Genomic DNA, 24,359 nt, shown 5'->3' on the forward strand with positions numbered 1-24,359 from the left:
GAATTACAGGAAGCCGCAGCGCTTTAAAAATCTGATTTGCGGAGGAAACGAACATGAACAAGAAATGGTGGATGGCAGGCGGCGCGTTCGGCGTCGGAGCGGCGATGCTGCTCGCGAGCGGGCTTAGCGCGATGGCGAGCGCGTCTGGTTATAAGGCCTATGAGACGGCGATGACGAATACGACTCGGGTTTCGAGCCTGACGGCGAGCGTGAATCTGACCGTTACGGACAACGGCAAATCGCTTTTCGCCGGATCGTCTCGGATTCGCGTGGACAATGAACGGCATGCGGTCAGCTTAAGCGCAAAGGCGGAGGGCGACGGGGCGGCTCATGCTCATGCGGCCGACGTATACGTCCAGGACGGTCGGCTGATCGTCAAGGCTGCGGATAGCGACGCATACAAGGTTAAAGCATTGGACGAGGATAAAGCGAGTGCCGGTCGGGAGAAATCGGACGGCCCCCCAAAAGCGGCTCTGCAGGTATTCAACGCGCTGACGGGAAACGTGAAGGAGCTGGCCACGGTAGAGACGGAGGCGGATGGCAGCAAGCGGGCTTCGCTGCATCTGTCCGGCGGCCAGGTGCCGGCAATCGTGAACGCGCTCGGCGCGCTGGCCGTCTCGGGGCTGGCCGGGCACGACGACGCGAACGTCCAAGTGCCGGCGTTGACGGACGGGGTGACAGTCGAACGCATTGACCTCGACGCGAATATCGGTCCGGACGGACTGCTAGAGGACCAGACGGCTAGTCTCGTGTTGACAGGCAAGGACGACGCCGGCGTCAAGCACGAACTGAACCTTGCGCTGCGCATCGACATCTCGGATATTGACGGCACGACGCCGGACCGGATCGACCTGACGGGCAAAAAGGTCGAGCAGCTGGACGACGGGAAAGAGGGGCGCGGTTGGCACCGCTAAGCGGAACTGCTTGACCCAAGCGAACAATCGGGCGGCGGCGCCGCCCGATATGGCGCAAAAAGGAGCGAAGGCAAATGGAAGCCGTGTTAAAGGTGTCGAATGTCGGCAAGCGGTTTAAAAACGGTCGCGGCGTGCAGGACGTAAGCCTCGAGATCGCGGGGGGCGAAGTGTTCGGACTGATCGGCCCGAACGGCGCAGGCAAGACGACGCTGCTCAAGCTGATCGCGGGACTGGCGCGTCCGGACCGGGGCAGAATCGAGCTGTTCGGCTTGGATGCGGCGACGCGGTTCGAGCAAGCGATGGCGGGCGTCGGCTGCATCGTCGAGACGGCTCACGTCTACGAAAAGCTGACGGCTTACGGCCAGCTTCGGCAGGCCGCCCGGTTTTATCCGAGCCTGCCCGACTCGCGGATCGATCAAGCGCTCGAGCAAGTCGGCCTCTCCGCGTATCGCCATGAAAAGGCCGGAAGCTTTTCGCTCGGCATGAAGCAGCGGCTGGCGCTGGCAGCCGCGCTGCTGTCCCGGCCGAGGCTGGTCGTGCTCGACGAGCCGACCAACGGCCTGGACGTCCAGGGCATCGCGGAGCTTCGGACGGCGATTCGCAGCCTGTCGGCCGAGACGGGCGTCGCTTTTCTCATATCCAGCCACTTGGTGCATGATTTGGGTCTTATCGCGGGGCGCGTGGGCATTATGAGCGAAGGTCGTTTGATTCGAACCGAGGCCGTGGACGAAGGGCTGTGGGGCGAATCGAGCCTGGAGCAATTTTCAATGGCGCAAATTCAAAGCGACAGGGAGGCGAGGCTCGGATGAACAGTCTGTATGCCAATGCGCGCAACGAAACGGAACGGCTGTGGCGGCGCAGGAAAACGAAGGGGTTTGCGCTGGTTGCGGCCCTTCTCCCGCTCCTGTCGGTCTGGGCGCTAAATGCGCTGCCCGAGGGCGCCCTGCAGAGCGCGCTCGGCAGCGATCTCACGATGCTGATGCTGCGTCCGTTGACGCTGGTTCTGATTCCCCTGTTCCTCATGATGACGGCGGCCGACCTGTTCGCGGGCGAAGCGGCGGACGGAACGCTGAAGCTGACGCTGCTGCGCCCAATCACGAGAGCGAAGGTGTACGCCTCGAAAATATATGCGCTCTCTCTGTTTGCGGCAGCGCTGCTAGCCATCGGGTGGACCGTCTCGACGACCGCAGGCGTATTCGTCGTCGGCGCGGAAGCGGCGGACGGCTTAGCCGAGAGCCTGAAAGCCTACGCAGTCTCTCTGCTGCCGATGGTCGCGATCGGACTGCTGGCCAGCATCGTCGGCCTCCTCGTCCGAAGCGTCGCCGGCGCAATGGCGACTATGCTGCTCGTCTATCTTGCTGCGGGACTGCTGCCGTTTCTGTTTCCCCAAGCGTCTGTGTGGTCCGTCGTCGCTTATGCGCAATGGCATGTACGCTGGTCGGGCTCGGGGGCGCCTGTCGGCAGCCTGGTTCGCGCGGCAGGCATCTTGCTTGCCTATTGTATAATGGCTTATACGGCGGGCGTCGTCCTGCTGGAACGCAAGCAGCTGTAATCCAAGACGCCCCGCGTCCGAATAAAGGAGCTTTGCCGTGTCCATCAAGCTGAGGCTCGTGCTGTCCTACGTCGCCATGACGGTCATTCCCGTCGTTTTGTTCGCGCTGATCGCGGTGGGGGTCGCCTCGCTGCTGTTCAAGAAGCCGGAGGACGGAAGCGCAACCAAAATACCGGCAGCCTGGGCCGCGTCCAACGAACTCGACGAATTGACCGCTGGCCTCAAGTTCATGGCGGAGAACGATCCGGACCGGTTAGGCGACGCTGCCTTTTTAACGAAAACGAGCGAACGTCTGCAAGGGCTTCATGCAGAGCTTGTCGTTGCGAAAAACGGCGCGGTTGCTTACGCATCTCCCGAAGCAGGGGACGCTTCCGGCTTGTACGAACGCTTGCGGGAAGTCCGTCCGAACGACGAACGGCCTTCATGGGGCAAGAAAAAATTCGACGGCGAATACAGCGTCGTCAAATACGCCTTCAGTTTCAGCGATGCGGGCCAAGGCGAGATTTTCGTCCTTTACGACATGGGCGGCTTTTTCGGAAGCATGCGCTCGCTTTTCTTGATTGCCTTTGCGGCATTGCTCATCGCAGTCGCGCTGACCAACGGCCTGCTGACTTTCCTTGTTTCCCGCAGCATGATCAAGCCGCTCCGATCGCTCCAGCTGGCGGCCGAGCGAATCAAAGACGGACAGCTCGACCGGCATGTGAACCTGAAGCGCAAGGATGAGATCGGCAAGCTGGGCGAAGCGTTCGAGGCGATGCGGATCCGGCTGAACGATTCGATCCGGCTGCAGCTCCAGTACGAAGACAATCGCAAGGAGCTGATCGCGAGCATCTCCCACGATCTGAAGACGCCGATCGCCGGCATCAAAGCTTGCGTCGAGGGCATTCAGGACGGCATCGCGGACACTGCGCCAAAGCGTAACAAATACATCGGCATGATCGCCAACAAAGCAAACGACATGGATCGGTTGATCGACGAGCTGTTTCTATTTTCCAAGCTGGACTTGAACCGACTTCCGTTCCAGCTCGAGCCGACGGAGCTCGGGGCGTACCTCACGGATTGCGTGGAGGAGCTGCGGGCCGATCCGCGCTTGGCCGGCATCGATATCGTCGGCCCTGTCGGCGGTCCGGGCAAGGTTTATGTGCTTGCGGATCGGGAGAAGCTGCGCCGGGTTTTCATGAACGTCGTTGAAAACAGTCTCAGGCATATGGCCAAGCCGCATCGCGAGCTTGTCGTCGCATGGACGGGAGGCGAAGCTGAAGCCACGATCCGGATCACGGATAACGGCGCCGGCATCCCGCCCGAAGCGCTGCCTCACGTATTCGACCGCTTCTATCGCGCGGAGCGCTCCCGCAATACGGATACGGGAGGAAGCGGTCTTGGCCTGGCGATCGTCAGCCAGATTGTGGAGGGGCACGGCGGACGCGCGTGGGCCGAGAGCCGGGAAGGCGTAGGCACGAGCATTTATTTTACGCTGAAAAAGACGGAAATGGACGGTGTACGGGCATGAAGCGGATATTGATCGTCGAGGACGAGCAGGTCATCGGGGAAGTCCAAAAAGATTACTTGGAAGCGGCCGGCTGCGCCGTCGATATCGCGTCGAGCGGAGACGCGGGGCTGAAGCTGGCGCTCGAGGAGGACTACGATCTGATCGTACTCGACCTGATGCTGCCCAAGGTAGACGGCTTCGAGATCTGCAGACAGGTTCGCGAGACCAAAAACATTCCGATCTTAATGGTGTCCGCGCGCAAGGAAGACATCGACAAGATCAGAGGTCTTGGGCTGGGCGCGGACGATTATATGACCAAGCCGTTCAGCGTGGCCGAGCTGGTCGCCCGGGTGAAGGCGCATCTGACGAGGTACGATCGGCTGACGGCTTCCGGGCCGACCAAGCGACCGGAAGAGATCCGCCTGCGCGGCATCCGTATCGACAAGCCGTCGCGCAAGGCGTTCGTGAACGAGCGCGAGGTTGCGCTGACCTCCAAAGAATACGACCTGCTCCTTTTCCTGGCCTTGCATCCGAACCGCGTCTTCGGCAAAGACGAGCTCTTCGAGAAGATATGGGGGCTGGACGCAGTCGGAGATACCGCTACCGTCACCGTTTTCATCAGCAAGCTTCGCGAAAAAATCGAGGCCGATCCGTCCAGGCCGCAATATATCGAAACGATCTGGGGCGTCGGCTACCGCTTTAACGTATAACGCTTCCGTTTCGGAGCGGATTCGACGCGCCGTAAGAAAAGAGGGGGAGCATGATGAAAAACGGAAAAGCCTGGTGGATCGTTTTGTTTATTTCGCTTGCCGTCATTTTGCCGTTCGCGGCGCCTTATTTTACATTCGATCCGTCAGCCGCGCGCGTGGCGCTTTCTTCGTCGTCGCTGCAGTTCCCGATCCTGGTCGCGCACATCATAACAGCGCTGATCGCCTTGCTCGTCGGCTTCGTACAATTCCGGGAAACGGTCCGCCGCAGTCGGCCGATGCTTCACCGCTATGCGGGCCGGCTTTACGTAGCCTGCGTCGGAATTAGCGGCATTCTGGCGATCGCGCTCGTGTTTTATATGGAATCGTTCACAAAGGCGGTCGGATTTTTGACGCTGTCGGCCGTGTGGCTCTACGCGACCTGGCGCGGCTATCGCATGGCGCGTTCGGGATCGTTCGATGCGCATCGCAGATGGATGATCCGCAGCTTCGGGATTACGCTCGTGGCCGTAAGCGGACGAATCGCGGTGCCTTTTTTGCTGCTGCTGTATGCGGTCATCCATGGCTTTTCGCTTCCCGGGGGCCGCGAAGAAATGGTCGGGCAAGCATTAAACGTCAATATTTGGGTTGGACTCGTGCTGAATCTCATTGCGGTCGAGTGGATCGTGTTGAAGCCGCCCGCCGCCAGCTCCGAAGCGTAAACTCCCTCGCCGCGCAACCGTACTTTCCTCGCTTGCAGCAACCCTTGCCATCCGCCACGCCGCTCCAAACCACGAAATAAGTGCCCCTAGACCGGCAGCGGTGGGCCAATGATGCACATCGAAATGCTCGTGATCGCGTACAATCCGTCATTCGAAAATTAGAAATCCTCACAATATAGATGGCTTCGCACTGTCCAGAACGAACGAAAGACGATAATATGAGGTTAATCTATCATGCTGTGTTTAGGAATGTGACACGAAAAACGGTCGCGAAAACTCGTTCCCGAAAGGAAGGATCCCGATGAGTATTGAAGCGTTGAACGAGCGCGTTGCAATCGATCTTTCCTACTTGGCGTTCGGAGGCGCAACATGGGTCCGCCAGATCCGGCATCCGGAAGGCCATGTCTATGACGCAGTCATCGTCGGCGGCGGACAGAGCGGACTGGGAATCGCCTTCGGCCTTATGCGCGAGCGAATCTACAATATTTTGATCGTCGACGAAAATCCCGAAGGCATGGAGGGACCATGGGAAACGTACGCCCGCATGATGACGCTGCGTACGCCCAAGCATCTGACATCGATCGATCTGGGCGTCCCGTCCTTGACGTTCCGATCGTGGTGGGAAGCGCAGTTTGGTCCCGAAGGCTGGGAGGCGATCGATAAAATTCCCCGGGGCGACTGGATGAACTACCTGCGCTGGTACCGCAAGGTGCTGAATTTGCCCGTCGTCAACGAGACTAAGCTGACGATGGTGGAGCAGGCAGGGGAAGGAATCCATAGACTCCGCCTTGAAGGCGCCGGCGCGCCCTCCGTATCGGTGCTGGCTCGCAAGGTCGTGCTGGCAACGGGCATTCAGGGCGGCGGCGAATGGCATGTCCCGCCGATGATCGCGGACAGCCTGCCGCAGCATCTCTATGCGCATACGTCCCAGAGGATCGATTTCGCTGCGCTTCGCGGCAAAAAAGTAGCGGTGCTTGGCGGCGGCGCCTCCGCTTTCGACAATGCCAATTTTGCGCTGGACGCGGGCGTTGCCGAGGCGCATGTGTTTGTGCGGCGCCGGGCGCTGCCGCGGGTCAACCCGATCCGCCAGATGGAAGGCTCGGGTATGATCGAGCGCTTCCCGGCACTGCAGGATGCGGACAAATACGCAGTCATCTCCCACTTTTTCCGATTCAACCAACCGCCGACCAACGACACGTTCGAGCGAGCGAGCGCCTGGCCCGGCTTCGCGCTCCACCTGGGCGCGCCGTGGCTCGCGGTTCGGCCCGATGGGAACGGCGCGGTCGTGACGACGCCGCAGGGCGACCATTTCTTCGACTTTCTTATCGTCAGCACCGGTCTGCTCACGGACCCTGCGCTTCGTCCCGAGCTCTCGCGCGTCGAGCGACATATCGCCCGCTGGGGAGACCGCTACGCCGCCCCGGCCGAGCTCGCAAGTCCGCTGCTCGATACGCATCCTTATCTCACGCCAGGCTTCGCGTTTACAAGCCGCGACGAAGCGGGAAAGGCGCCGCTGCACGGTCTTTTCACCTTCAACTACTCCGCCCTCGTCAGCTGCGGCATATCCGCGTCCGCGCTGTCCGGCATGAAGTTCGGCATTCCGCGGCTCGTCGCCGCGCTGGCAGACCAGCTGTTCCTCGACGACCGGGAAGAGACGCTCGGCCGCTTTTACGGCTACGACGTACAGGAGTTCGTAGGCGAGTGGCCGCGGCGGTCCCAAGAAGCTTAGCGATAGCCTTAGATCTTCTGGCCTAAAGCGATAAAAAGCAGTAAAAAAGCGGACTCGCATGAAATGGCGGGTCCGCTTTTACTTGCATGCAACCAATGGAATTGAAGCACCTTCGCATCAAGTAAAACGAGTCAAGCCTCATCGAAGGGGATACCGTTCAAACGGGCAAAATCGTCAAATCGCCCGAATCCGAACCGCCCGTTGGCTAGCTGCTTTCCGCCGGCGTCGTACCGCGTTCGGTCGGCGCATGCCCGTAAATATTGCGGTAAGCGCGGAAGAAGGAGGAGTAGTGGCCGAAGCCGGCGCTCAGGGATGCGGCATTCGCAGTCTCGCCCTGCATCATGAGCTGCCTGGCGAGCGCGACCCGCTTATGAATCACGTAATTGCCGACGGTCGTGCCGGTCGCCTTGCGGAAAATTTTGTTCAAATGATGCTTGCTGACGAAGAAGCGGGCGGACAGCTCGTCCAGGGAGATGTCCTCGGCAATATGGGCGTTCAGGTAGCCGATGATCCGCTCGACGGTCTGTCTGGGACGCTCTTCGCCTTCTGCGCGGTGGATCGTTCGGCTCATATGGAGCAGCTGGGACAACAGCGCGCCGAGCCGAATTCGCAGCGACACGTCCCTGATGTCTGCGTGCATCCCGGCGCACGACATGAGCTGCTCGAAAAAGTCCTGAATGCCGAACCGGTCGGCATCGGTAAAATAAATGTCCTTTGGCTTGGCGGCGTCATGGAACGGAGACAGCAGCAGCTTCCGCTCCTCGGCCGGCAGGAAGGCCGGATCGAAATGAACCGCATAGCGCTCGTAAGGGCGGTCGCTCTCGACCCTGACCCCATGGAACACATTGGACGAGATCAACAGCAGACTATGCGGCGCGGGCACGTACTCGACCCCTTCGACAAGGTAGCTCGCGTCGCCTTCGACAAAATAAAACAGCTCGTAAAAGTGGTGACAATGCAGTGCGTACGCTTCCGTTCTGCGGCGGTCCAGGCCATGGTGGAAATACACGGAATCGGTAAACAGCTGCGCAATATTACCCATACGTCTCACTCCGTCTTCCTGATGCGACTTCAACACCGCTATATTTGCAATCTCAGTCGTGCTTTTCACAATGGATGCCGATGTTCGAATCATTATACTTAAAAGTAACATAAATCCCGTATGGATGACGAGGAGGAAGCCGTAAACGATGAAGTTGGGCGCGCAGCTGTATACCGTAAGATCGTATCTTCAGACAGAGACGGACATTCGCAGATCCCTTGAAAGGATTGCAAAAATCGGGTTTACGTCGATCCAGGTATCGGCGATGGGCAGCATATCGCCGGAGGTGCTGCGGCGCATTTGCGACGATCTTGGCCTGACGATCGCGCTGACTCATGTAAGCGCTGACCGGCTGCTTAACGATACCGAAGCCCTCATCAGGGAGCACGATATTCTGGGTTGCAAATATATCGGTCTTGGCGCGCTTGCGGAAAAGTACCGGACGACGGAATGGTATGAATACTTCGCAAGCGATTTCCGCAAGGCGGCGGCCTTGATCGCGGACGCCGGCAAGCTGTTCATGTATCATAACCACAACTTCGAGTGGCAAAAAATCGGCGGCAAGCGGCTGATCGAGCGGCTGATCGAGGATTTCTCGCCGCAGGAGATGGGGATTACGCTCGACACGTACTGGGTGCAGGCTGCCGGCGCGGACGTCTGCGAATGGATCGCGAAGCTTGCCGACCGCATCCGCTGCGTTCATCTCAAGGACATGGACGTTCGCGGCATGGAGCAGGTCATGGCGCCGGTGATGGCCGGCAACATGAACTTTACCGCCATTCTGGACGCGATCAAGCAGGCGGGTACGACCGAATACTTGTTGGTTGAACAGGATACGTGCGAGGGAAGTCCGTTCGATTGCCTGGAGACGAGCTATCGCAATCTCGCAGGACTCGGTTATCGCTAGCATTTTATTCCGAACAGGGGAGCGTTTATGATGAAGCAACTGAAGCTCGGTATCATCGGCATGGGGAACATGGGATCCTCGCATGCGAAAAACATAGCGGCGGGCGCCATACCCGAAGTGCTGCTGGCCGCGGTGGCCGAGCGCGAACCGGACCGGCTCGCGCAGGCCAAAGCTTACCTGCCCGCGCAGACCGCACTGTTCGATACGCCGGAGGCGCTCATGGACAGCGGGCTGTGCGACGCCGTCTTAATCGCGACGCCGCACTATGAGCATCCGGAGCTCGCGATCAAGGCTTTCGACCGCGGCCTGCACGTGCTGTGCGAGAAGCCGGCGGGCGTATACGCCAAGCAGGTGCGGGAGATGAACGAGCGGGCAGCGTCGAGCGGCGTTGTGTTCGCGATGATGTTCAACCAGCGGACGAACCCGGTTTACCGCAAGATGCACGAGCTGGTGAACGGCGGCGAGCTTGGCGCGATCAAGCGCGTCAACTGGATCATCACGGACTGGTACCGGACGCAAGTGTACTACGATTCGGGCAGCTGGCGGGCGACCTGGGCCGGCGAAGGGGGCGGGGTGCTGCTCAACCAGTGTCCGCACAACCTGGACCTGCTGCAGTGGATTTGCGGGATGCCGCGCCGCGTCCGCGCCTTCTGCCATAACGGCAAATGGCACGATATCGAAGTCGAGGACGACGTGACCGCTTATCTTGAATTCGAGAACGGCGCGACCGGCGTATTCGTGACGAGCACGGCGGATTGTCCGGGCACGAACCGGCTTGAGATCACGCTTGATTGGGGCAAGCTCGTCTGCGAAAACGATAAGCTCACGCTCTACAAGCTCGATCGCAACGAGCGCGAATTCTGCTACGACAAAACCGTCGGCGGCTTCGAGCGTCCATCCGCGACCGTGCACGAAATTGCCGCCGAAGGCGAGAATCCGCAGCATCTGGGCGTCATCGCCGCCTTTGCAGGATGCATTTTGAACGGCACACCGCTAACGGCGGACGGCGCGGAGGGCATTCGCAGTCTCGAGCTGTCCAACGCGATGCATTTGTCCAGCTGGCTTGAGCGCACGGTAGACATGCCGCCGGACGAGGAGCTCTTCCTCGCGGAGCTGAACAAGCGCGCGGCCGCGTCGCGGCATAAAACGGGAACAGGCGCGGTCTTCAGTACGGAAGGGAGCTACGGATCATGACCGAAACGCAAAAGAAAGACGGCATGAACTACGCGCCGAAGGGCAAGCCGAGTCCCGTGGTCTCGCCGGGCGAATTCGCGTTCGCGGCGATGGCGCTCGATCACGGCCATATTTACGGCATGACGAACGGACTGACTGAGGCCGGCGCGACGCTCAAGTGGGTGTACGACCGCGACCGGGAGAAGGCGGAGCGCTTCGCGAAATCGTTCCCCGGCGTTAAGATCGCGGACGGCGAGTCCGAGATTTTGGACGATCCGCAGATCCGGCTCGTCGCGGCTGCGGCGGTGCCTTCCGAGCGCTGCGCGCTGGGCCTGCGCGTCATGGAAGCCGGCAAGGACTACTTCACGGACAAGACGCCGTTCACGACGCTTGCGCAGCTTGCGTCCGCGCGTCAGAAGGCCACGGAGACCGGTCGCAAGTATATGGTCTATTACAGCGAACGGATTCACTCGGAGGCAGGCGTGTACGCGGGACAGCTCGTGAAGGACGGCGCGATCGGGCGCGTGCTTCAGGTCATCGGGCTCGGTCCGCACCGGCTGAACGCGCCGTCGCGACCGGAATGGTTCTTTCAAAAGGAAAAGTACGGCGGCATTCTGTGCGACATCGGCAGTCATCAGATCGAGCAGTTTCTATATTACGCCGGCTGCGCGGACGCGAAGGTGCTGCAAAGCAAGGTGTCGAATTACGCGAATCCGGATTACCCGGAGCTGGAAGACTTCGGGGACGCGACGCTTGTCGGGGACAACGGGGCCACGCAGTACTTTCGCGTCGACTGGTTGACGCCGGACGGTCTCGGTACCTGGGGTGACGGCCGCACGACGATTCTCGGCACCGAAGGCTATATCGAGCTGCGCAAGTACGTCGATATCGCGCGCGATGCTACAGGCGACCATGTATACTTGGTCAATCGGGAAGGCGAATTCCACGAAGCAGTGGGCGGCAAGGTCGGCTTTCCTTTTTTCGGCGAGCTGATCCTGGATTGCATCCATCGTACCGAACGGGCCATGACGCAGGCGCATGCCTTCAAGGCAGCGGAGCTCTGCCTCGTCGCTCAGGATCAGGCCATTCGCATCTGATTGCGTTTGGTTCGGCATTTATGCTTTTATCCATTCAGAAGAAGCGGTCCGCCCCGTCGCCGGGATGCGGACCGCTTTTCGATTTGCGCAGGAGCGCTTGTCAGACGACCAGAAATCCCGGAGGCAAGCAGCCAGTACGGCGGATCATCTTTATCTGCTCGTGCTTTAAGCAGTAGCGCGAGATGATGAGAGAGCCGGGGCCGCGTCCGCCGAACAAGCATTTCAGATCCGGAATGTTCGTCGTGCCGCGATAGATACGGAATTTCCCCTGGAAGTCGGGCCGGCTGAAGAGCACGAGCGTTGCTTCCCGGCTCGGCGAGAAGAAGCGAAGGCTTCCGAGATGGCTGTACAGGCGTCTCAAATCGCGAAGCGCCCGGTTGCCCCGCCATACGTAACGGCAGCCTTTGTAGTTTTTCTGGCTGAATAAGGAAAGCCTCGGGTAGACCTGCGATATCGTAGCGCGCATTGGCGTATCCACCTCCTTCCCTCCCCATAGGATATGGCGCGGGCGGACAGGCTGACTGGGGGAGAGGCGCGCGGTAAACGCCTGATTTCGCCGAATTGAGCTTGACAGCGGGCACTAAATCAAACTAATATTACCTCCAAACACGGAATAATAAGGAGGGATATGAATTGAATATCGAAAATATCGAAGCCTTCGTGCACGTTCTTCATTACGGCAGCTTCAACAAAGCGGCGGAAGCGCTTTTTCTGTCTCAGCCATCTGTTACGGCGCGGATTCAATCGCTCGAGCGCGAGCTGGACTGCCAGCTGTTCGACCGGGTGGGCAAACAGGTGCTGCTGACGAACAAAGGCAAGCTGTTCAGGCCGTACGCCGAGCAGCTGCTCGATACGTACCGCAAGGGCAAGCAGCAGGTTCGGCAGACGCAAGCCGCCAAGGAAGAGGTGCGGATCGGTTGTACCGTTTCGGCAGCTCAATATTTGCTGCCGCTGATTCTTCCTGCGTTCAGAAGAAAACACCCCGCGCTGCGGCTGAAGCTGACGACGGCGACTTCCGAGGAGATCGGCGCGCGCGTGCTGTCCAAGGAGCTCGACATCGGCTTCGTCCGCAAATTCAATCATCCCGGCCTCCATTCCGCCGTCCTGTACGAGGATCCGATCCGTCTATACGTTCACAGCGAGCACGCGCTGGCGACCAACCCGCAGCCTCGCATCGAGGACCTCTCGCGGGAGCCGCTTCTCTTTTTCGAGTGCGGCGCGCTCGACTGGCTGCGCATTCACCGCGTTTTCGAGAGCCAGGGGCTGCTGCCCAATCTGATTCTGCAGACGGACAACGCCGAGACGGCCAAGCGTCTGCTGCTGCAGCAGGAAGGCATCTGCTTCCTGCCTGGCATGAGCGTCCGCCGCGAGGAGCGCGAAGGAACGCTCGTTCCGATCGGTTTTCAGGAGACTGCTGGCATCGGTCTGATGACGAGTCTGATTAACGGGCAAGGGGAAAACGAAGCGTTCGCGCGCTCGTTAAAAGAGATCGCAGCCCAGGTGCTATCGGGCGCGGATTCCGCTTATCGGATAGTGTGATTTACTTATAGAACTTATCTATTAGAAATCGTATTGACGCGCTTTCGGCAAGCGTGTAGATTATTGAACATATAATCCTTACTAAACGGGTAAGAATTATTAACTATTAATCGATGGACGAATCGACCTGACATCCGGAGATCGTCGTGGCAAGCTGTATAACACGAGAAAAGGGTGGAGGATTTAAGATGAGAAACAGATTATGGACGGGCGCGGCAAGCTTGGTACTGACGGCAACGGTAGCTGTGACGGCGGGCTGCGGCAACAAAAACGACAATGGCGCGGCGGCCGCGACCAACGGCGCATCGGCAACGACAAAGGCACCGGCTTCCGCATCGTCTTCCGCCAGCGAGGCACCGGACGGCAAGGTCAAAAAAATCGTCGTCGGCACCGGCACGCAATTCCCGAAGGTGGCGTTCCTGGACGACAAAGGAAAGCTCACGGGGTTCGATGTCGAGCTCGTGAAGAAGATAGACGAGCGTCTGCCAGGTTATGAATTCGACCTTCAGACGATGGACTTCAGCAACCTGCTGCTGAGCCTGGAAACGAAAAAGATCGACTTCGTCGCGCACGAGATGGAAAAAAATCCGGAGCGCGAGCAAAAATACCTGTTCAACAAAGAGGCGTACGCGCATTGGCGCAATAAGATCATCGTGGCCAAGGACAACGATTCGATCAAATCCCTGGACGATCTCGTCGGCAAAAAGGTGCTTACGGGCGCGACGAGCGCAGAGGCGCAGATTCTCGAGAACTACAACAAAGATCACGACAAGAAGATCAATATCGTCTATCAGAACGGAGCGGCGAACGATACCGTCAGCCAAGTCGCGACCGGCCGCGTGGACGCGATCATCGGCGCCGACTTTACGCTCTCCCTCATCGATCCCGAGAGCAAGCTGAAGACGGTCGGAGACGATCTCAGCGAAGCCGACATCCTGTTCGTCTTCCGCAAGAACGAACCGGAATCGCAGCAGCTCGCCGACGACATCGATACGGCAATCAAGGAACTCAAGGCCGACGGCACGCTCGGCAGTCTCAGCAAAGAATGGCTGGGCCAGGACTTCACGGCCAACCTCTCCAAATAGCGTCAGAAAGGGTGAAAGCCGATGGGAACATCCGTTGATGTCTCCTACGTATTCGAGTATTTTGTCCGGCTGCTGCCTTCCGTGGGGATCACGCTGAAGATCGTGGTACTCTCGCTCCTGATCGGTTCGGCGGTCGGCATGCTCGTCGCCCTTCCCCGACTTTACCGGATTCCCGTGCTGCAGCGGCTGTCTCAGGTGTACGTTTCCTTTTTCCGGGGGACGCCGCTGCTCATCCAGCTGTTCCTGATCTATTACGGTCTGCCCGAGCTGCTGAAGCTGGTCCAGGTAGACGTCTCCCGGACGCCGGTGCTCGTATTCGTCGTCACCGCCTACGCCTTGCATAGCGGGGCCTTCATCTCGGAGGCGATCCGGGCGGCCGTAGGGGCCGTGGACCGCGGCCAGGTCGAGGCCGGCTATGCGATCGGTATGACCGGCTTTCAAGCGTTCCGCCGCGTCGTGCTGCCGCAGGCGATCGCCGTGGCGATGCCCGTGCTCGGCAATTTGATTATCGCCAACCTGAAGGATACGTCGCTGGCTTTTTCCCTCGGCATCATGGAGCTGACGGGCAAGGCGCAGACGCTGCCGACGATGTCCCAGCGTTTTTTCGAATCGTACCTGGCGCTTGCGCTCCTGTACTTCATCTTGAGTTTTATCCTTGAGAAGCTGCTCTTCCGGCTCGAGCGGCGGCTGCTCCGTCATGAAACCGCGGACGGCTCGTCCAGGTCGCGGGTTCGGGATCGTCGCGTGAAAGGCAAGGACGCCGGCGGCAGATTGAATCTGACCGAAGAGGGGGCGCTGCGATGAAGCTCGATCCGGCATTCATCTGGGAAGCCTTTATCAAGCTGCTGGCCGCGATTCCGACGACGCTCGAGATTACCGCCGTATCGGTCGGCTGCGGCTTTATTATCGGCATCGTCACCGCGCTCGCCCGCATTTACCGAATTCCCGTTCTTCGCGAGATCTCGTCCGCTTACGTCACATTCGTTCGCGGCACGCCGATGCTGACCCATCTGCTCATGGTCATGTTCGGCCTTCCCATCGCCATCGACGCGCTGTCCGGCGCGCTCGGACTCTCCTTCAGCTCCGTTCAAATCCCGATGATCGGCTTTGCGTACGTCGCATTCTCGCTTACGGCCGGTGCTTATATGTCGGAGGTCGTCCGTTCGGGCTTGCTCGCCGTGAACCGCGGCCAGATCGAAGCCGCATACGCGGTCGGGATGACGACCTGGCAGGCGCTTCGGCGGATCGTGTTCCCGCAGGCGTTCGCGTCCGCGCTGCCCAATCTGTCCAACTCTTTGATCGGGATGCTGCACGGCTCTACGCTCGCCTTCACCGCGTCGGTCGTCGAGATCAACGCCAAGGCGCAGATCGTCGCGTCGACCAATTGGAAGTTTTTCGAATCGTATATCGCGGCTGCGTTGATCTTCTGGGGGCTTACGATCGTCATCGAACGGTTGACGGCGCTGCTCGAGAAGCGGGTCGCCCGTTATGACAGAGGAGGGGTCGCATGATTGCCTTGAAGGAAATCCGCAAGTCGTTCGGCCGTCACGAGGTGCTGAAGGGCATCGATCTCGAAGTCGAAAAGGGCGAGGTCGTCGCTATTCTAGGGCCGAGCGGCTCCGGCAAGACGACGCTGCTGCGCTGCATCAACTACCTGGAACGTCCGGGCGGCGGTCGCATTCAGATCGGCGACGTCGCCGTCGATTGCGGCCACCCGTCCAAAAAAGACATTCACCGTCTTCGGGGCCGATCGGCCATGGTGTTCCAGCAATATCATCTGTTCCGTCACAAGACGGCGCTGCAGAACGTTATGGAAGGGCTCGTCGTCGTGCAGAACGTGCCGAAGGAGGAGGCGAGGAAGCGCAGCGTGGAGCTGCTCGAAAAGGTCGGCCTCGGCGCCAAGCTCGACGCCTATCCGAGCCAGCTGTCCGGCGGCCAGCAGCAGCGCGTAGGCATCGCCAGGGCGCTCGCGCTTAACCCCGACGTCATCCTGTTCGACGAGCCGACGTCCGCGCTCGATCCCGAGCTCGTCGGCGAGGTGCTCGCCGTCATCCGCAAGATCGCCCGGGAGGGCATTACGATGATCATCGTCACGCACGAGATGGCGTTCGCGCAGGAGGTGGCGAGCCGCATCGTGTTCATGGACGACGGAGCCGTCATCGAGGAGGGCGCGGCATCCGAATTTTTCCGGTCCCCGCGGGAAGAGCGCACGAGACAATTTCTGCGCCGCATGACGCCGGAGGGCGTTTATAACATTTAATTCGAACGGAGCTGGGATCTATGGCCTTATCCCTTGGCATCTTGGACCAAAGCATTGTTTTCACCGGCCGTACGCCGTCGGAAGCGCTGCAGGGCACGATCCGGCTGGCGCAGCTGGCCGAAGAGCTCGGCTACGACCGGTTCTGGGTCGCCGAGCATCACGATTCGCCCACGGTGGCCGGCTCGTCGCCGGAAGTGCTGATCTCTCATTTGCTCGCCCGCACCTCGAGCATCCGCATCGGTTCCGGCGGTGTCATGCTGCAGCATTACAGCCCGTACAAGGTCGCCGAGAACTTCAACGTGCTCGCGACGCTCGCCCCGGGCCGCGTGGAGCTGGGCATCGGCCGCGCGCCGGGCGGACTCCCGCGGTCGACCCGCGCGCTGCAAGGCGAAGCAGGCCAATCAGCGGATCTGGAGAGCAAGCTCGGCGAGCTGGAGCAGTATCTGATCGGTCCTGCGGGCGAAGCGCATCCGCTCGCCGGCGTCCAGGCGAACCCGCTGCCCGAATCGCCGGCGGCGATCCATCTGCTCGGCACGAGCGTGTCGAGCGCCGAGCTGGCGGCAAGGCGCGGCTATCCGTACGCGTTCGCGCTGTTCATCAACAACGACCCGGCTGCGGCGGCGCGCGCCTTCGAAACGTACCGCGCGAACTTCGACTACAGTACGGGCCGACAGCCCAGGGCCATTCTCGCCTTGTCGGTCATCGCTTCCGACACGGAAGCCGAAGCGGCTGAGCTGGCCGGCGAATTTAAGAACGTGCGCGTCACGCTGGCGAGCGGCAAGACCGTCAACGTCGGCACCCTCGAGCAGGCCGAGGAGTTCGCCCGGCAGGCCGGCGAGACGTTCACCGCGGAGGTGCGCGACGCGGATATCACCCGCGGCACCAAGGAGCAGGTGCGCGAGCGACTGATCGAGCTAGCGGAAACCTATGGCGTTAACGAGCTGCTGTTTACGACTATTTTGGCGGATTTCGAGAAGCGCGAGCGTTCGATCCGGTTGATCAAGGAAGCGTTCGAGGAGCTGCCGGTCGGCGTCGACTGACTTGCTGACCGGCAGACGAAAAGCGAAGGACGGTTGCAGGTTATCGAATGACCGCACGACCGAAGGAGGGACATGAGATGAGTCTGAAGGCAGATGAGCCGCTCGAACGGCAATTGATCGATATCCGGCGCCGGCTGCACGCCAATCCGGAGCTGTCGGGCGAAGAATACGAGACGACCGCGGCCATTCGCGAATGGCTCGGGCAGGAAGGCGTCCGGATCGCGGATTATCCGCTCAAGACCGGTCTCGTCGCCGAGATCGGCGGCTTGCGGGGAGGACCGATCGTTGCGCTGCGCGCGGACATCGACGCGCTGCCGATCCAGGAGGAGACGGGACTCCCGTTCGCCTCGCAGCGGGCGGGCGCCATGCATGCATGCGGTCACGATTTCCATACGGCGGCGCTCGTCGGCGCGGCCGTGCTGCTGAAGCGCCGCGAAGCGGAGCTGCCGGGAACGGTGAGGCTGTTGTTCCAGCCGGCGGAGGAAAAGGCGAAGGGGGCCGCGCAGGTGATCGAGAGCGGCGCGCTGGAGGGCGTTGCCGCGGTGTTCGGCCTGCACAACAAGCCGGATCTGCCCGTCGGAACGATCGGCATCCGCTCAGGTCCGATCATGGCGGCCGCGGACGGCTTCGCGGTCGAGGTCGACGGAAAAGGCACGCACGCGGCGGTGCCGGAAGCGGGGCTCGACCCGCTCGTCACGGCCGCGCATATGCTAACGGCGCTGCAGAGCATCGTCAGCCGCAACGTCAGCTCGCTCGACAGCGCGGTCGTCAGTGTCACCCGGCTCAGCGCGGGCACGTCCTGGAACGTCATTCCGGAAAAAGCGATCTTCGACGGGACGATCCGCACCTTCGACGAAGGCGTCCGCGCCGAGGTGCGCAGACGCTTCGAGCAGGTGGTGGACGGCGTTGCAGCTGCTTTCGGCACGACGGCGCGCACGCGCTGGACCGGCGGGCCGCCGCCGGTCGTCAACGACGCGCGGTGGGCGCAGTCGGCGGCAAAGGCGGCCGAACGGGCAGGTCTAACGGTCGTCGAGCCGAAGCCTTCTCCGGCTGGAGAGGACTTCGCGCTGTATTTGAAGGAAGCGCCTGGCGCCTTCGTCTTTCTGGGCACGAACGGCCCGCGCGAGTGGCATCATCCCGCCTTCGACGTCGACGAATCCGCGCTCCCGCTTGCAGCCGCCTATCTGGCATCCGTGGCCGTCGAATCGCTGGCCGAATTGTCGGCCGAGATGACGGCCGGCAGCCGGCCGGATAGTGCACGTGCTGAAGCAGGTACGCGAGCATGAGCGGCGCGAACGTATATGACGTTATTGTCGTCGGCGCCGGATCGATGGGGATGAGCGCAGGCTATCACTTGGCCGCGCGCGGGCTGAAAACGCTCCTGATCGACGCGTTCGACCCGCCCCACACGGGCGGAAGCCATCATGGAGAGCCCCGACTGATCCGCCACGTCTATCACGGCGGCGCGCATTATGTCAGGCTCGCGCTTCGGTCCGACGCGCTGTGGCGTGAACTGGAGGATCGGACGGGCGAAAAGCTGCTCGAGCGGTCCGGCGTGCTGAACGTGAGCGATCCGAACGCCTATGCTTATGACGGCCGGTTCGCCGATGCCGATCGCGAGGGCATTCGTTACGAGTCGCTGGACGCTGCCGATATCGAGCGGCGCTGGCCGGGCTGGACCGTGCCCGCGCACTACCGCGGCCTGTATGAGCCGGACGCGGGTTATCTGTTCAGCGAGCGCTGCGTCGCCGCATATCGGCGAGAAGCGCTGGCGGCCGGCGCGGAGCTGCTGACGGATACGGCCGTCCTTGGCATTGAGACAAGGCGCGGCGGCGGTCTTGCGGTGAAAACGAGTCGCGGAGAATTCGCGGCAGGCAAGGTGATCGTCAGCGTCGGCGCCTGGTTTAACACGCTTGCGCCGAGCGTGAAGCTGCCGATCCGTGCGGTCCGCAAGGTCGTCGGCTGGTTCGAGGCCGACGAGCGGCTTTACCGTGCAGGCCATCTGCCGGGTTTCACGTTCGGCGGTCCCGAAGGCGGCTACTACGGCTTCCCGAGCATCGGCGGCGCAGGCGTCAAGATCGGGCGTCACGACGGCGGCCGTCCCTGGCAGCCGGGTGAACGCTTCGAGCCATTCGGCTTTTATCCGGAGGACGAAACCGATCTGCGGGCGGCGCTCCGCGCGTTTCTCCCCGGGGCCGAAGGCCGCCTGCTCCACGGCGCGGCTTGCAAATATGAGCTGTCCCCGGACGAACAATTTATAATTGACGCACATCCCGAGCTTCCCGGCGTGCTGCTCGCCGGCGGCTTCTCGGGCCACGGCTTCAAGTTCGCCAGCGCGATCGGCGAGGCTTTGGCCGAGTGGACCCAATCGGATATTCCCCCGCCAGACCTTCTGCCGTTCACGCTCTCCCGTTTCCCGTCGGCTGCCGCAGCTTCAACCCCATAAGGAGGTCGTTTTCGCATGAGCAATCACAACGCCGATATCGACGCGTTTTCTAATACTTACGATTGGCTGACGGACGCCGTCCGCGGACTGGACGTATCCGCGCTGACCTGGAAGCCGGGTCCCGGCAAATGGAGCGCCGCCGAGGTAATCGTACACCTAACCGATCATCTGATCGTCGTGTCCTTCCGCATTCGAGAAATCTTGTCCGGCTCGCAGGTGCGTCTGCCCGCGTTCAGTCAAGACGCCTGGGTCGAAGGCCAATACGGCAACGAGGCGGAGACGGCAGACGTGCTCGAAGGCTTCCGTTCGCTCGTCGCCTACAACGCGCGCCTGCTGCATCGGCTGTCCCCTGCCGATTGGGAGAAGGTGGCGATCAACGCCAAGGGCGACCGGGTGACGCTTGCCGACGTTGTGCGCGGCTTCGCCGCCCATGCCAAGCACCATCTCGGCCAGCTCGACAGGATCAAGGCGGCAGAGGCCGCGGCGCTAGGTCGCGAGCCGTCGGCAGCGGCGCGGGAGGGGGCTTAACGGTTATGGCGCAGGCGCACATTCACGTCCGCGACGCTGAAGAACGCGACCGCGAAGCGATCAGGGAGGTGCTGCTCGCGGCTTACGGTCAATACGAGGCAACCATGCCGGCGGAACGCTGGGTCGAATACAAAAACAATATCGCCGCTTCCGTCGACGCGCCGGGACCGTTCGCCCGCCTGGTCGCCGAGCGGGAAGGCAAGCTCGTCGGCAGCGCTGTGCTATTCGACTCTTCAATCGTCGCTTACGGCCGCGACATCGGCATCGAGTCTCCGATTGTCCGCCTGATCGCCGTGAGCCCCGAAGCCCGCGGACAAGGCGTCGCTACCGCGCTGCTTCGCGAGTCCGCGCTTCGCGCGAAGGCGCACGGCGGCGAAACGCTCCACCTCCACACGTCCGACATCATGGCCTCCGCCGTCCGCCTGTACGAACGCCTCGGCTTCGAGCGCGCCTACGACAAAGACATTTATAACGGCGACATTCTCGTCAAGAGCTATCGGCTCCATCTGAACGACGCCGCGCTGCTGAAGATTTAATTTTAACCCACATCTTCTTCAATCCCCCATATTTAAGGAGGCAATACGATGAGCGCACGCAAAAAGCTGAAGTTCGGCGCACTTATCCACGGCGTAGGCGGCAACATCTCGGCATGGAGACATCCGGAGATCCCGTCCGACGCGAGCGTCAGCCTTCCATTCTATGTGCAGGCCGCGCAAAAAGCGGAGGAAGGCTTGTTCGATCTCGTCTTCATCGCGGACGGTCTTTACATTAACGAAAAGTCCATCCCGCATTTCCTCAACCGCTTCGAGCCGATCACTATCTTGTCCGCGCTAGCGGCCGTCACTAAGAAGATCGGGCTCGTTGGAACGCTATCCTCCTCTTATAGCGAGCCATTCACGGTGGCGCGCCAGTTCGGCTCGCTCGACCAGATCAGCGGCGGACGCGCCGGATGGAACGTTGTAACCTCGCCGCTCGAAGGCTCCGCGCGCAATTACGGGCGGACGGAACACCCGACCCATGACGAGCGCTACGAGATCGCGGAAGAGTACCTGGCGGTGACGAAAGGCCTCTGGGATTCGTGGGAAGACGACGCATTCGTACGCGACAAGGAATCCGGCGTATTTTTCGATCCTTCCAAGCTGCACAAGCTGAATCATAAGGGCAAGCATTTCTCCGTCGAAGGTCCGCTGAACGTCGCCCGTTCCAAGCAAGGTCAGCCGGTCATTTTCCAGGCAGGCTCTTCGGAGAGCGGCAAAAACCTGGCGGCCAAAGAAGCGGACGCCGTCTTCACCGGCCAGGAAAATCTGCAAGAGGCGAAGGCGTTCTACAAGGATGTCAAGGACCGGGCGGTCGCCTTCGGCCGTTCGCGCGACGACATCGCTATTCTGCCGGGCATCGGGCCGATCATCGGCCGCACGCAGGAAGAGGCGGAGCGCAAGTACGAGGAAATCGCGAGTCTCGTATCGATCGAAAAAGCGCTGGACTACCTTGGCCGGTTTTTCGAGCATCACGATTTCTCCCAGTATCCGCTCGACGAGCCGTTCCCGGACATCGGTGACCTTGGCAGCAACAGCTTCCGCAGCGGCACGGACAAGATCAAGAAGGACGCGCGCGAGCAAGGGCTCACGCTTCGTCAAGTCGCGCTTCGCGCAGCGACGCCCCGCGGCCAATTCATCGGCACGCCGGAGCAGATCGCGGATCAGCTTGAGCAGTGGCACAAGGAAGAGGCGGCCGACGGCTTCATCATTCACTCGACGTTGCCGAGCGGACTGAATGACTTCGTCGAGCTTGTCGTGCCGCTGCTGCAGGAGCGCGGCATCTACCGCACGGAATACGAAGCCGACACGCTTCGCGGCAACCTCGGCGTGCCGATCCCGGCGAACCGTTATACGCTGGCGAAGGCTTCGGTAGAGGTGTGAGGTTCGTTTGAAGGAGAAAAGGGATGAAATGGCGCGAAGCTTGCGCCGCTTCATCCCTTTTTTGAATATCAAAGCATACCATTGGCGCCGTTTCGAGGATAGTGGCGGCGATTAGCAGACAGGGTAAGCGTGCTTTCGGCGTGAAGGCTCCCCGGCTGCGGTTTCTGCGACAGTTACACGGTTTTTCCGTGCAACGCTGCTCCTGGAAATCAGCTTCCGCGTCGAGAGACGATCACTATAGATCCGCGCACCGGCTCGGGCTCTGAGGATCCCGACGATCCCGATGTAACTCCCAATAAAGGGCTTGCCCTTCAGGCATAAGTTCAGGCTGGAACAACTCTGCAATTCACTCGAATTGCTTATTTGATTCCATAAAATTGCAGAGATATCCATCGCTAAATTAAAAAATCCCGAGAGCCTAAGCTCCCGGGCTATTTCGTGTTGAACATTATAGCCTTATTACAACAGTGTAAATGCGGAAAAGCAACATATGGTCTACTGTGCGAATGTCTAAGCAATATATTTTAACGCGCATAAGCTAATAGCGTATTAAACAACTACGTTGGAGGTGTGCTGTATGGGTTGTGAAGTTGGTGGAGCAGGCGGAGGCGCAGCTTTCGCGCTTGTCCTCTTCGTACTGCTGGTCATTATCTTAGCCGCGGGATCCAAGGTTTGTTAATTAGTATTACTACCGTCTTATCCCCACTTCATCAACTTTTTGCCCATTTTCTTTGACTTTGTTCCGTTACCTTAAATGCACTTGTAAACCCCCGCCTATCAGGTGGGGGTTTGTTGTTATTGGCTCCTTCTGACCACTCGCCCTACGTAAGACGTTCGCCGGACGGTTGGCTTCTGCCTCACCTTTCGTGTCTCCATTGGCGCTGTCTGCAGCATAGGCTAACAAAATGCAATCGAAAAGAGACGTCGACGAGACTGCATCATTCGTCAAATAGCCGGCGGCACCGACGAAGCGAGCCGGGCGGCCCGCCGGCCGATGATGTCGGCCTGGACGATCGCTTCGGCGAGCAGCCGCTCGCTGACTGGAAATGCCAATCCTTCGGCGGTGTCTGCGTCAAACGGCACGTTTGCGGCGATTCGTGCGGCGAGATCGGAGGTGGCGCCGATGAAGCCGAGCTCCGCGAGCGTGACCGGCAGCTCCAACTGCAGATAAAAGCCCGCCCAAAAGGCGGCTTCCTCGAACTGCCCTTCCAGCGCCAGCTGGGCGATCAGGCCGAACGCGACCTTTTCCCCGTGCAGCGTTCCTTTCGTCTCGGGAAACCAGGTTAACGCATCGTGAATCGCATGGGCAAAAGCCGCGCGCTTGCCGTTGCCGCCGATGCTGCCGACGAGACCCGCCAGCAGGAAGATCGCGTCGATGACGTCTGGAAATGCGGGATGGGTCTTATCCTTTTGGGCCTCCCGGTAGACGGCGACCGCCTCGCGCTTTAAAATCTCGAGCGCAAGCAGCGACGTATGCCAGCCGATGTGGCCGTCGATGCGGCCGTATTTTCCATAGGAGACGTTGATGCGCGACGCGTACCACAGCACCACGCTGTCGGCAATGCCTGCCGACAAATACCGCAGCGGCGCGGCCGCGAGCAGGTCCGCATCGGCCAGCACGAGTGCGGGAGAACGGGTCAACGGCCGGCGGCCGACGAACCTGCCCGCATCGTCGTACAGTACAATCAGCGCCGACCAGGCTGCGCAGGTAGCGGGGACGGTCGGTATCGTCACGACAGGCAGGCCCAGCCGTTGTCCGACGGCTTTGCTCAAGTCCAGCGCGCTGCCGCCGCCGGCACCCACCACGAACTCTGCGCCGAAGGCGGTCGTTTTATCCGCATAAACGTCGATTTTCTGCGCGGTGCAGCGCCCTTCGAACGGGTAATAGGCGAATGCGATTCCGTCGTCGTAAAATCGTCCCAGCAGCCCTTCGGATACGCTTCGCCAAGCCGTGTGTCCGGCGATCACAACCGCATTTTTACCGGCGTAAGGCGCCCAAGGCGCAGCTTCTCCCAGCGCGCCGGCGCGGTTCCAATATTGCGCGGGCGTCTTGATCTCGATCATTCGACATTCCTCCTTCTTTTCCTATTAGAAACGGAACGTTAAAAGGGACCGGCGAATCCGCGGGCTGCAGCAGCATCGCGGCGTCGTCCGATCCCCGGTCGTCCGGTAGACGGTATAATACATAGTAATATAGTTGGAATAATTGGTTATGTTCCGAGTATAGGTGC

24 protein-coding genes are annotated in these 24,359 nt (G+C 60.6%); 21 read left to right on the top strand and 3 right to left on the bottom strand.

The genetic code is table 11. The annotated features are described in order from the left end of the window. Positions 1-53: 53 nt before the first annotated feature. The 7 genes from KB449_RS09710 to KB449_RS09740 all read left to right on the top strand — a co-directional run bounded on the left by KB449_RS09710 (position 54) and on the right by KB449_RS09740 (position 7,092). Positions 54-914, top strand: a complete 861-nt coding sequence (locus KB449_RS09710) for a hypothetical protein (RefSeq protein ID WP_282908187.1) — start codon at positions 54-56, stop codon at positions 912-914. A gap of 74 nt (positions 915-988) precedes the next feature. Continuing rightward, positions 989-1,723 (top strand): ABC transporter ATP-binding protein, encoded by a 735-nt coding sequence (locus tag KB449_RS09715; protein WP_282908188.1) that lies wholly within the window; start codon positions 989-991, stop codon positions 1,721-1,723. After that, positions 1,720-2,466 carry an ABC transporter permease gene (locus tag KB449_RS09720; RefSeq protein WP_282908189.1) on the top strand — a complete coding sequence of 249 codons (747 nt, stop codon included), beginning with the start codon at positions 1,720-1,722 and terminating at the stop codon, positions 2,464-2,466. Before KB449_RS09715 ends, KB449_RS09720 begins: the two co-directional genes overlap by 4 nt. 37 nt (positions 2,467-2,503) lie before the next feature. Continuing rightward, positions 2,504-3,976: a sensor histidine kinase gene (locus KB449_RS09725; RefSeq protein ID WP_282908190.1), complete on the top strand. Its 1,473-nt coding sequence runs from the start codon at positions 2,504-2,506 to the stop codon at positions 3,974-3,976. Continuing rightward, positions 3,973-4,665 (top strand): response regulator transcription factor, encoded by a 693-nt coding sequence (locus KB449_RS09730; protein ID WP_282908191.1) that lies wholly within the window; start codon positions 3,973-3,975, stop codon positions 4,663-4,665. Before KB449_RS09725 ends, KB449_RS09730 begins: the two co-directional genes overlap by 4 nt. A gap of 53 nt (positions 4,666-4,718) precedes the next feature. Next, positions 4,719-5,363: a DUF2306 domain-containing protein gene (locus tag KB449_RS09735; RefSeq protein ID WP_282908192.1), complete on the top strand. Its 645-nt coding sequence runs from the start codon at positions 4,719-4,721 to the stop codon at positions 5,361-5,363. 301 nt (positions 5,364-5,664) lie between these two features. Next, positions 5,665-7,092: an FAD/NAD(P)-binding protein gene (locus tag KB449_RS09740; protein WP_282908193.1), complete on the top strand. Its 1,428-nt coding sequence runs from the start codon at positions 5,665-5,667 to the stop codon at positions 7,090-7,092. A 205-nt stretch (positions 7,093-7,297) separates the two neighbouring features. Here the strand turns inward: KB449_RS09740 and KB449_RS09745 are convergent, their stop codons facing one another. Beyond that, complete coding sequence (locus tag KB449_RS09745) at positions 7,298-8,134, bottom strand: AraC family transcriptional regulator (protein ID WP_282908194.1); 837 nt, start codon at positions 8,132-8,134, stop codon at positions 7,298-7,300. Between the two features lie 148 nt (positions 8,135-8,282). Between KB449_RS09745 and KB449_RS09750 the strand changes: the two genes are divergently transcribed. Genes KB449_RS09750 through KB449_RS09760 form a run of 3 tightly spaced genes read left to right on the top strand, consistent with a single transcriptional unit; the run spans position 8,283 to position 11,311 of the window. Next, on the top strand, positions 8,283-9,041 hold the full coding sequence (locus tag KB449_RS09750; protein WP_282908195.1) for a sugar phosphate isomerase/epimerase family protein: 759 nt from the start codon (positions 8,283-8,285) through the stop codon (positions 9,039-9,041). A gap of 30 nt (positions 9,042-9,071) precedes the next feature. Further along, positions 9,072-10,235 carry a Gfo/Idh/MocA family protein gene (locus KB449_RS09755; protein WP_282908196.1) on the top strand — a complete coding sequence of 388 codons (1,164 nt, stop codon included), beginning with the start codon at positions 9,072-9,074 and terminating at the stop codon, positions 10,233-10,235. Next, complete coding sequence (locus tag KB449_RS09760) at positions 10,232-11,311, top strand: Gfo/Idh/MocA family protein (RefSeq protein WP_282908197.1); 1,080 nt, start codon at positions 10,232-10,234, stop codon at positions 11,309-11,311. The genes KB449_RS09755 and KB449_RS09760 overlap by 4 nt, the downstream gene beginning before the upstream one ends. A gap of 100 nt (positions 11,312-11,411) precedes the next feature. Here the strand turns inward: KB449_RS09760 and KB449_RS09765 are convergent, their stop codons facing one another. Further along, a complete protein-coding gene (locus KB449_RS09765) occupies positions 11,412-11,777 on the bottom strand; it encodes a hypothetical protein (protein WP_282908198.1) in 366 nt (121 codons plus the stop codon). 167 nt (positions 11,778-11,944) lie between these two features. Here KB449_RS09765 and KB449_RS09770 point away from each other — a divergent pair, with 167 nt between their 5' ends. From KB449_RS09770 to KB449_RS09820, 11 genes are all read left to right on the top strand, one after another. Next, positions 11,945-12,850: a LysR family transcriptional regulator gene (locus tag KB449_RS09770; protein WP_282908199.1), complete on the top strand. Its 906-nt coding sequence runs from the start codon at positions 11,945-11,947 to the stop codon at positions 12,848-12,850. A gap of 188 nt (positions 12,851-13,038) precedes the next feature. Further along, positions 13,039-13,935: a transporter substrate-binding domain-containing protein gene (locus KB449_RS09775; RefSeq protein WP_282908200.1), complete on the top strand. Its 897-nt coding sequence runs from the start codon at positions 13,039-13,041 to the stop codon at positions 13,933-13,935. Positions 13,936-13,956: 21 nt separating this feature from the next. Further along, positions 13,957-14,739 carry an amino acid ABC transporter permease gene (locus KB449_RS09780; protein ID WP_282908201.1) on the top strand — a complete coding sequence of 261 codons (783 nt, stop codon included), beginning with the start codon at positions 13,957-13,959 and terminating at the stop codon, positions 14,737-14,739. Continuing rightward, a complete protein-coding gene (locus tag KB449_RS09785) occupies positions 14,736-15,446 on the top strand; it encodes an amino acid ABC transporter permease (RefSeq protein ID WP_282908202.1) in 711 nt (236 codons plus the stop codon). Before KB449_RS09780 ends, KB449_RS09785 begins: the two co-directional genes overlap by 4 nt. Next, the gene (locus KB449_RS09790; RefSeq protein WP_282908203.1) at positions 15,443-16,195 is read left to right on the top strand and encodes an amino acid ABC transporter ATP-binding protein; all 753 of its coding nucleotides are present in this window, start codon (positions 15,443-15,445) and stop codon (positions 16,193-16,195) included. Before KB449_RS09785 ends, KB449_RS09790 begins: the two co-directional genes overlap by 4 nt. A 20-nt stretch (positions 16,196-16,215) precedes the next feature. Then, on the top strand, positions 16,216-17,235 hold the full coding sequence (locus tag KB449_RS09795) for an LLM class flavin-dependent oxidoreductase (protein ID WP_282908204.1): 1,020 nt from the start codon (positions 16,216-16,218) through the stop codon (positions 17,233-17,235). A 77-nt stretch (positions 17,236-17,312) separates the two neighbouring features. Further along, positions 17,313-18,521: an amidohydrolase gene (locus KB449_RS09800; RefSeq protein ID WP_282908205.1), complete on the top strand. Its 1,209-nt coding sequence runs from the start codon at positions 17,313-17,315 to the stop codon at positions 18,519-18,521. Continuing rightward, positions 18,518-19,681, top strand: coding sequence for an N-methyl-L-tryptophan oxidase (solA, locus tag KB449_RS09805; RefSeq protein ID WP_282908206.1), 1,164 nt, complete (start codon positions 18,518-18,520; stop codon positions 19,679-19,681). Before KB449_RS09800 ends, solA begins: the two co-directional genes overlap by 4 nt. A gap of 15 nt (positions 19,682-19,696) precedes the next feature. Then, entirely contained in the window at positions 19,697-20,209 is a 513-nt protein-coding gene (locus tag KB449_RS09810) for a DinB family protein (RefSeq protein WP_282908207.1), read from the top strand. Between the two features lie 5 nt (positions 20,210-20,214). Continuing rightward, on the top strand, positions 20,215-20,745 hold the full coding sequence (locus KB449_RS09815) for a GNAT family N-acetyltransferase (RefSeq protein ID WP_282908208.1): 531 nt from the start codon (positions 20,215-20,217) through the stop codon (positions 20,743-20,745). 48 nt (positions 20,746-20,793) lie between these two features. Then, a complete protein-coding gene (locus KB449_RS09820) occupies positions 20,794-22,128 on the top strand; it encodes an LLM class flavin-dependent oxidoreductase (protein ID WP_282908209.1) in 1,335 nt (444 codons plus the stop codon). Between the two features lie 945 nt (positions 22,129-23,073). Here KB449_RS09820 and KB449_RS09825 read toward each other — a convergent pair. After that, entirely contained in the window at positions 23,074-24,192 is a 1,119-nt protein-coding gene (locus KB449_RS09825) for an iron-containing alcohol dehydrogenase family protein (protein WP_282908210.1), read from the bottom strand. Between the last annotated feature and the right edge of the window lie 167 nt (positions 24,193-24,359).

The sequence above is a fragment of the Cohnella hashimotonis genome (assembly GCF_030014955.1).
In the GTDB taxonomy this organism is placed as follows: Bacteria; Bacillota; Bacilli; order Paenibacillales; family Paenibacillaceae; genus Cohnella; species Cohnella hashimotonis.

What these genes read in the sequence shown, in the direction of transcription:
- KB449_RS09750 (WP_282908195.1), top strand. Translation starts at nt 8,283, where the DNA reads ATGAAGTTGGGCGCGCAGCTGTATACCGTAAGATCGTATCTTCAGACA.
- KB449_RS09785 (WP_282908202.1), top strand. Translation starts at nt 14,736, where the DNA reads ATGAAGCTCGATCCGGCATTCATCTGGGAAGCCTTTATCAAGCTGCTG.
- KB449_RS09765 (WP_282908198.1), bottom strand. Translation starts at nt 11,777, where the DNA reads ATGCGCGCTACGATATCGCAGGTCTACCCGAGGCTTTCCTTATTCAGC.
- KB449_RS09730 (WP_282908191.1), top strand. Translation starts at nt 3,973, where the DNA reads ATGAAGCGGATATTGATCGTCGAGGACGAGCAGGTCATCGGGGAAGTC.
- KB449_RS09790 (WP_282908203.1), top strand. Translation starts at nt 15,443, where the DNA reads ATGATTGCCTTGAAGGAAATCCGCAAGTCGTTCGGCCGTCACGAGGTG.
- KB449_RS09780 (WP_282908201.1), top strand. Translation starts at nt 13,957, where the DNA reads ATGGGAACATCCGTTGATGTCTCCTACGTATTCGAGTATTTTGTCCGG.
- KB449_RS09755 (WP_282908196.1), top strand. Translation starts at nt 9,072, where the DNA reads ATGAAGCAACTGAAGCTCGGTATCATCGGCATGGGGAACATGGGATCC.
- KB449_RS09740 (WP_282908193.1), top strand. Translation starts at nt 5,665, where the DNA reads ATGAGTATTGAAGCGTTGAACGAGCGCGTTGCAATCGATCTTTCCTAC.
- KB449_RS09800 (WP_282908205.1), top strand. Translation starts at nt 17,313, where the DNA reads ATGAGTCTGAAGGCAGATGAGCCGCTCGAACGGCAATTGATCGATATC.
- KB449_RS09825 (WP_282908210.1), bottom strand. Translation starts at nt 24,192, where the DNA reads ATGATCGAGATCAAGACGCCCGCGCAATATTGGAACCGCGCCGGCGCG.
- KB449_RS09720 (WP_282908189.1), top strand. Translation starts at nt 1,720, where the DNA reads ATGAACAGTCTGTATGCCAATGCGCGCAACGAAACGGAACGGCTGTGG.
- KB449_RS09745 (WP_282908194.1), bottom strand. Translation starts at nt 8,134, where the DNA reads ATGGGTAATATTGCGCAGCTGTTTACCGATTCCGTGTATTTCCACCAT.
- KB449_RS09715 (WP_282908188.1), top strand. Translation starts at nt 989, where the DNA reads ATGGAAGCCGTGTTAAAGGTGTCGAATGTCGGCAAGCGGTTTAAAAAC.
- KB449_RS09775 (WP_282908200.1), top strand. Translation starts at nt 13,039, where the DNA reads ATGAGAAACAGATTATGGACGGGCGCGGCAAGCTTGGTACTGACGGCA.
- KB449_RS09815 (WP_282908208.1), top strand. Translation starts at nt 20,215, where the DNA reads ATGGCGCAGGCGCACATTCACGTCCGCGACGCTGAAGAACGCGACCGC.
- KB449_RS09810 (WP_282908207.1), top strand. Translation starts at nt 19,697, where the DNA reads ATGAGCAATCACAACGCCGATATCGACGCGTTTTCTAATACTTACGAT.
- solA (WP_282908206.1), top strand. Translation starts at nt 18,518, where the DNA reads ATGAGCGGCGCGAACGTATATGACGTTATTGTCGTCGGCGCCGGATCG.
- KB449_RS09735 (WP_282908192.1), top strand. Translation starts at nt 4,719, where the DNA reads ATGAAAAACGGAAAAGCCTGGTGGATCGTTTTGTTTATTTCGCTTGCC.
- KB449_RS09760 (WP_282908197.1), top strand. Translation starts at nt 10,232, where the DNA reads ATGACCGAAACGCAAAAGAAAGACGGCATGAACTACGCGCCGAAGGGC.
- KB449_RS09710 (WP_282908187.1), top strand. Translation starts at nt 54, where the DNA reads ATGAACAAGAAATGGTGGATGGCAGGCGGCGCGTTCGGCGTCGGAGCG.
- KB449_RS09820 (WP_282908209.1), top strand. Translation starts at nt 20,794, where the DNA reads ATGAGCGCACGCAAAAAGCTGAAGTTCGGCGCACTTATCCACGGCGTA.
- KB449_RS09795 (WP_282908204.1), top strand. Translation starts at nt 16,216, where the DNA reads ATGGCCTTATCCCTTGGCATCTTGGACCAAAGCATTGTTTTCACCGGC.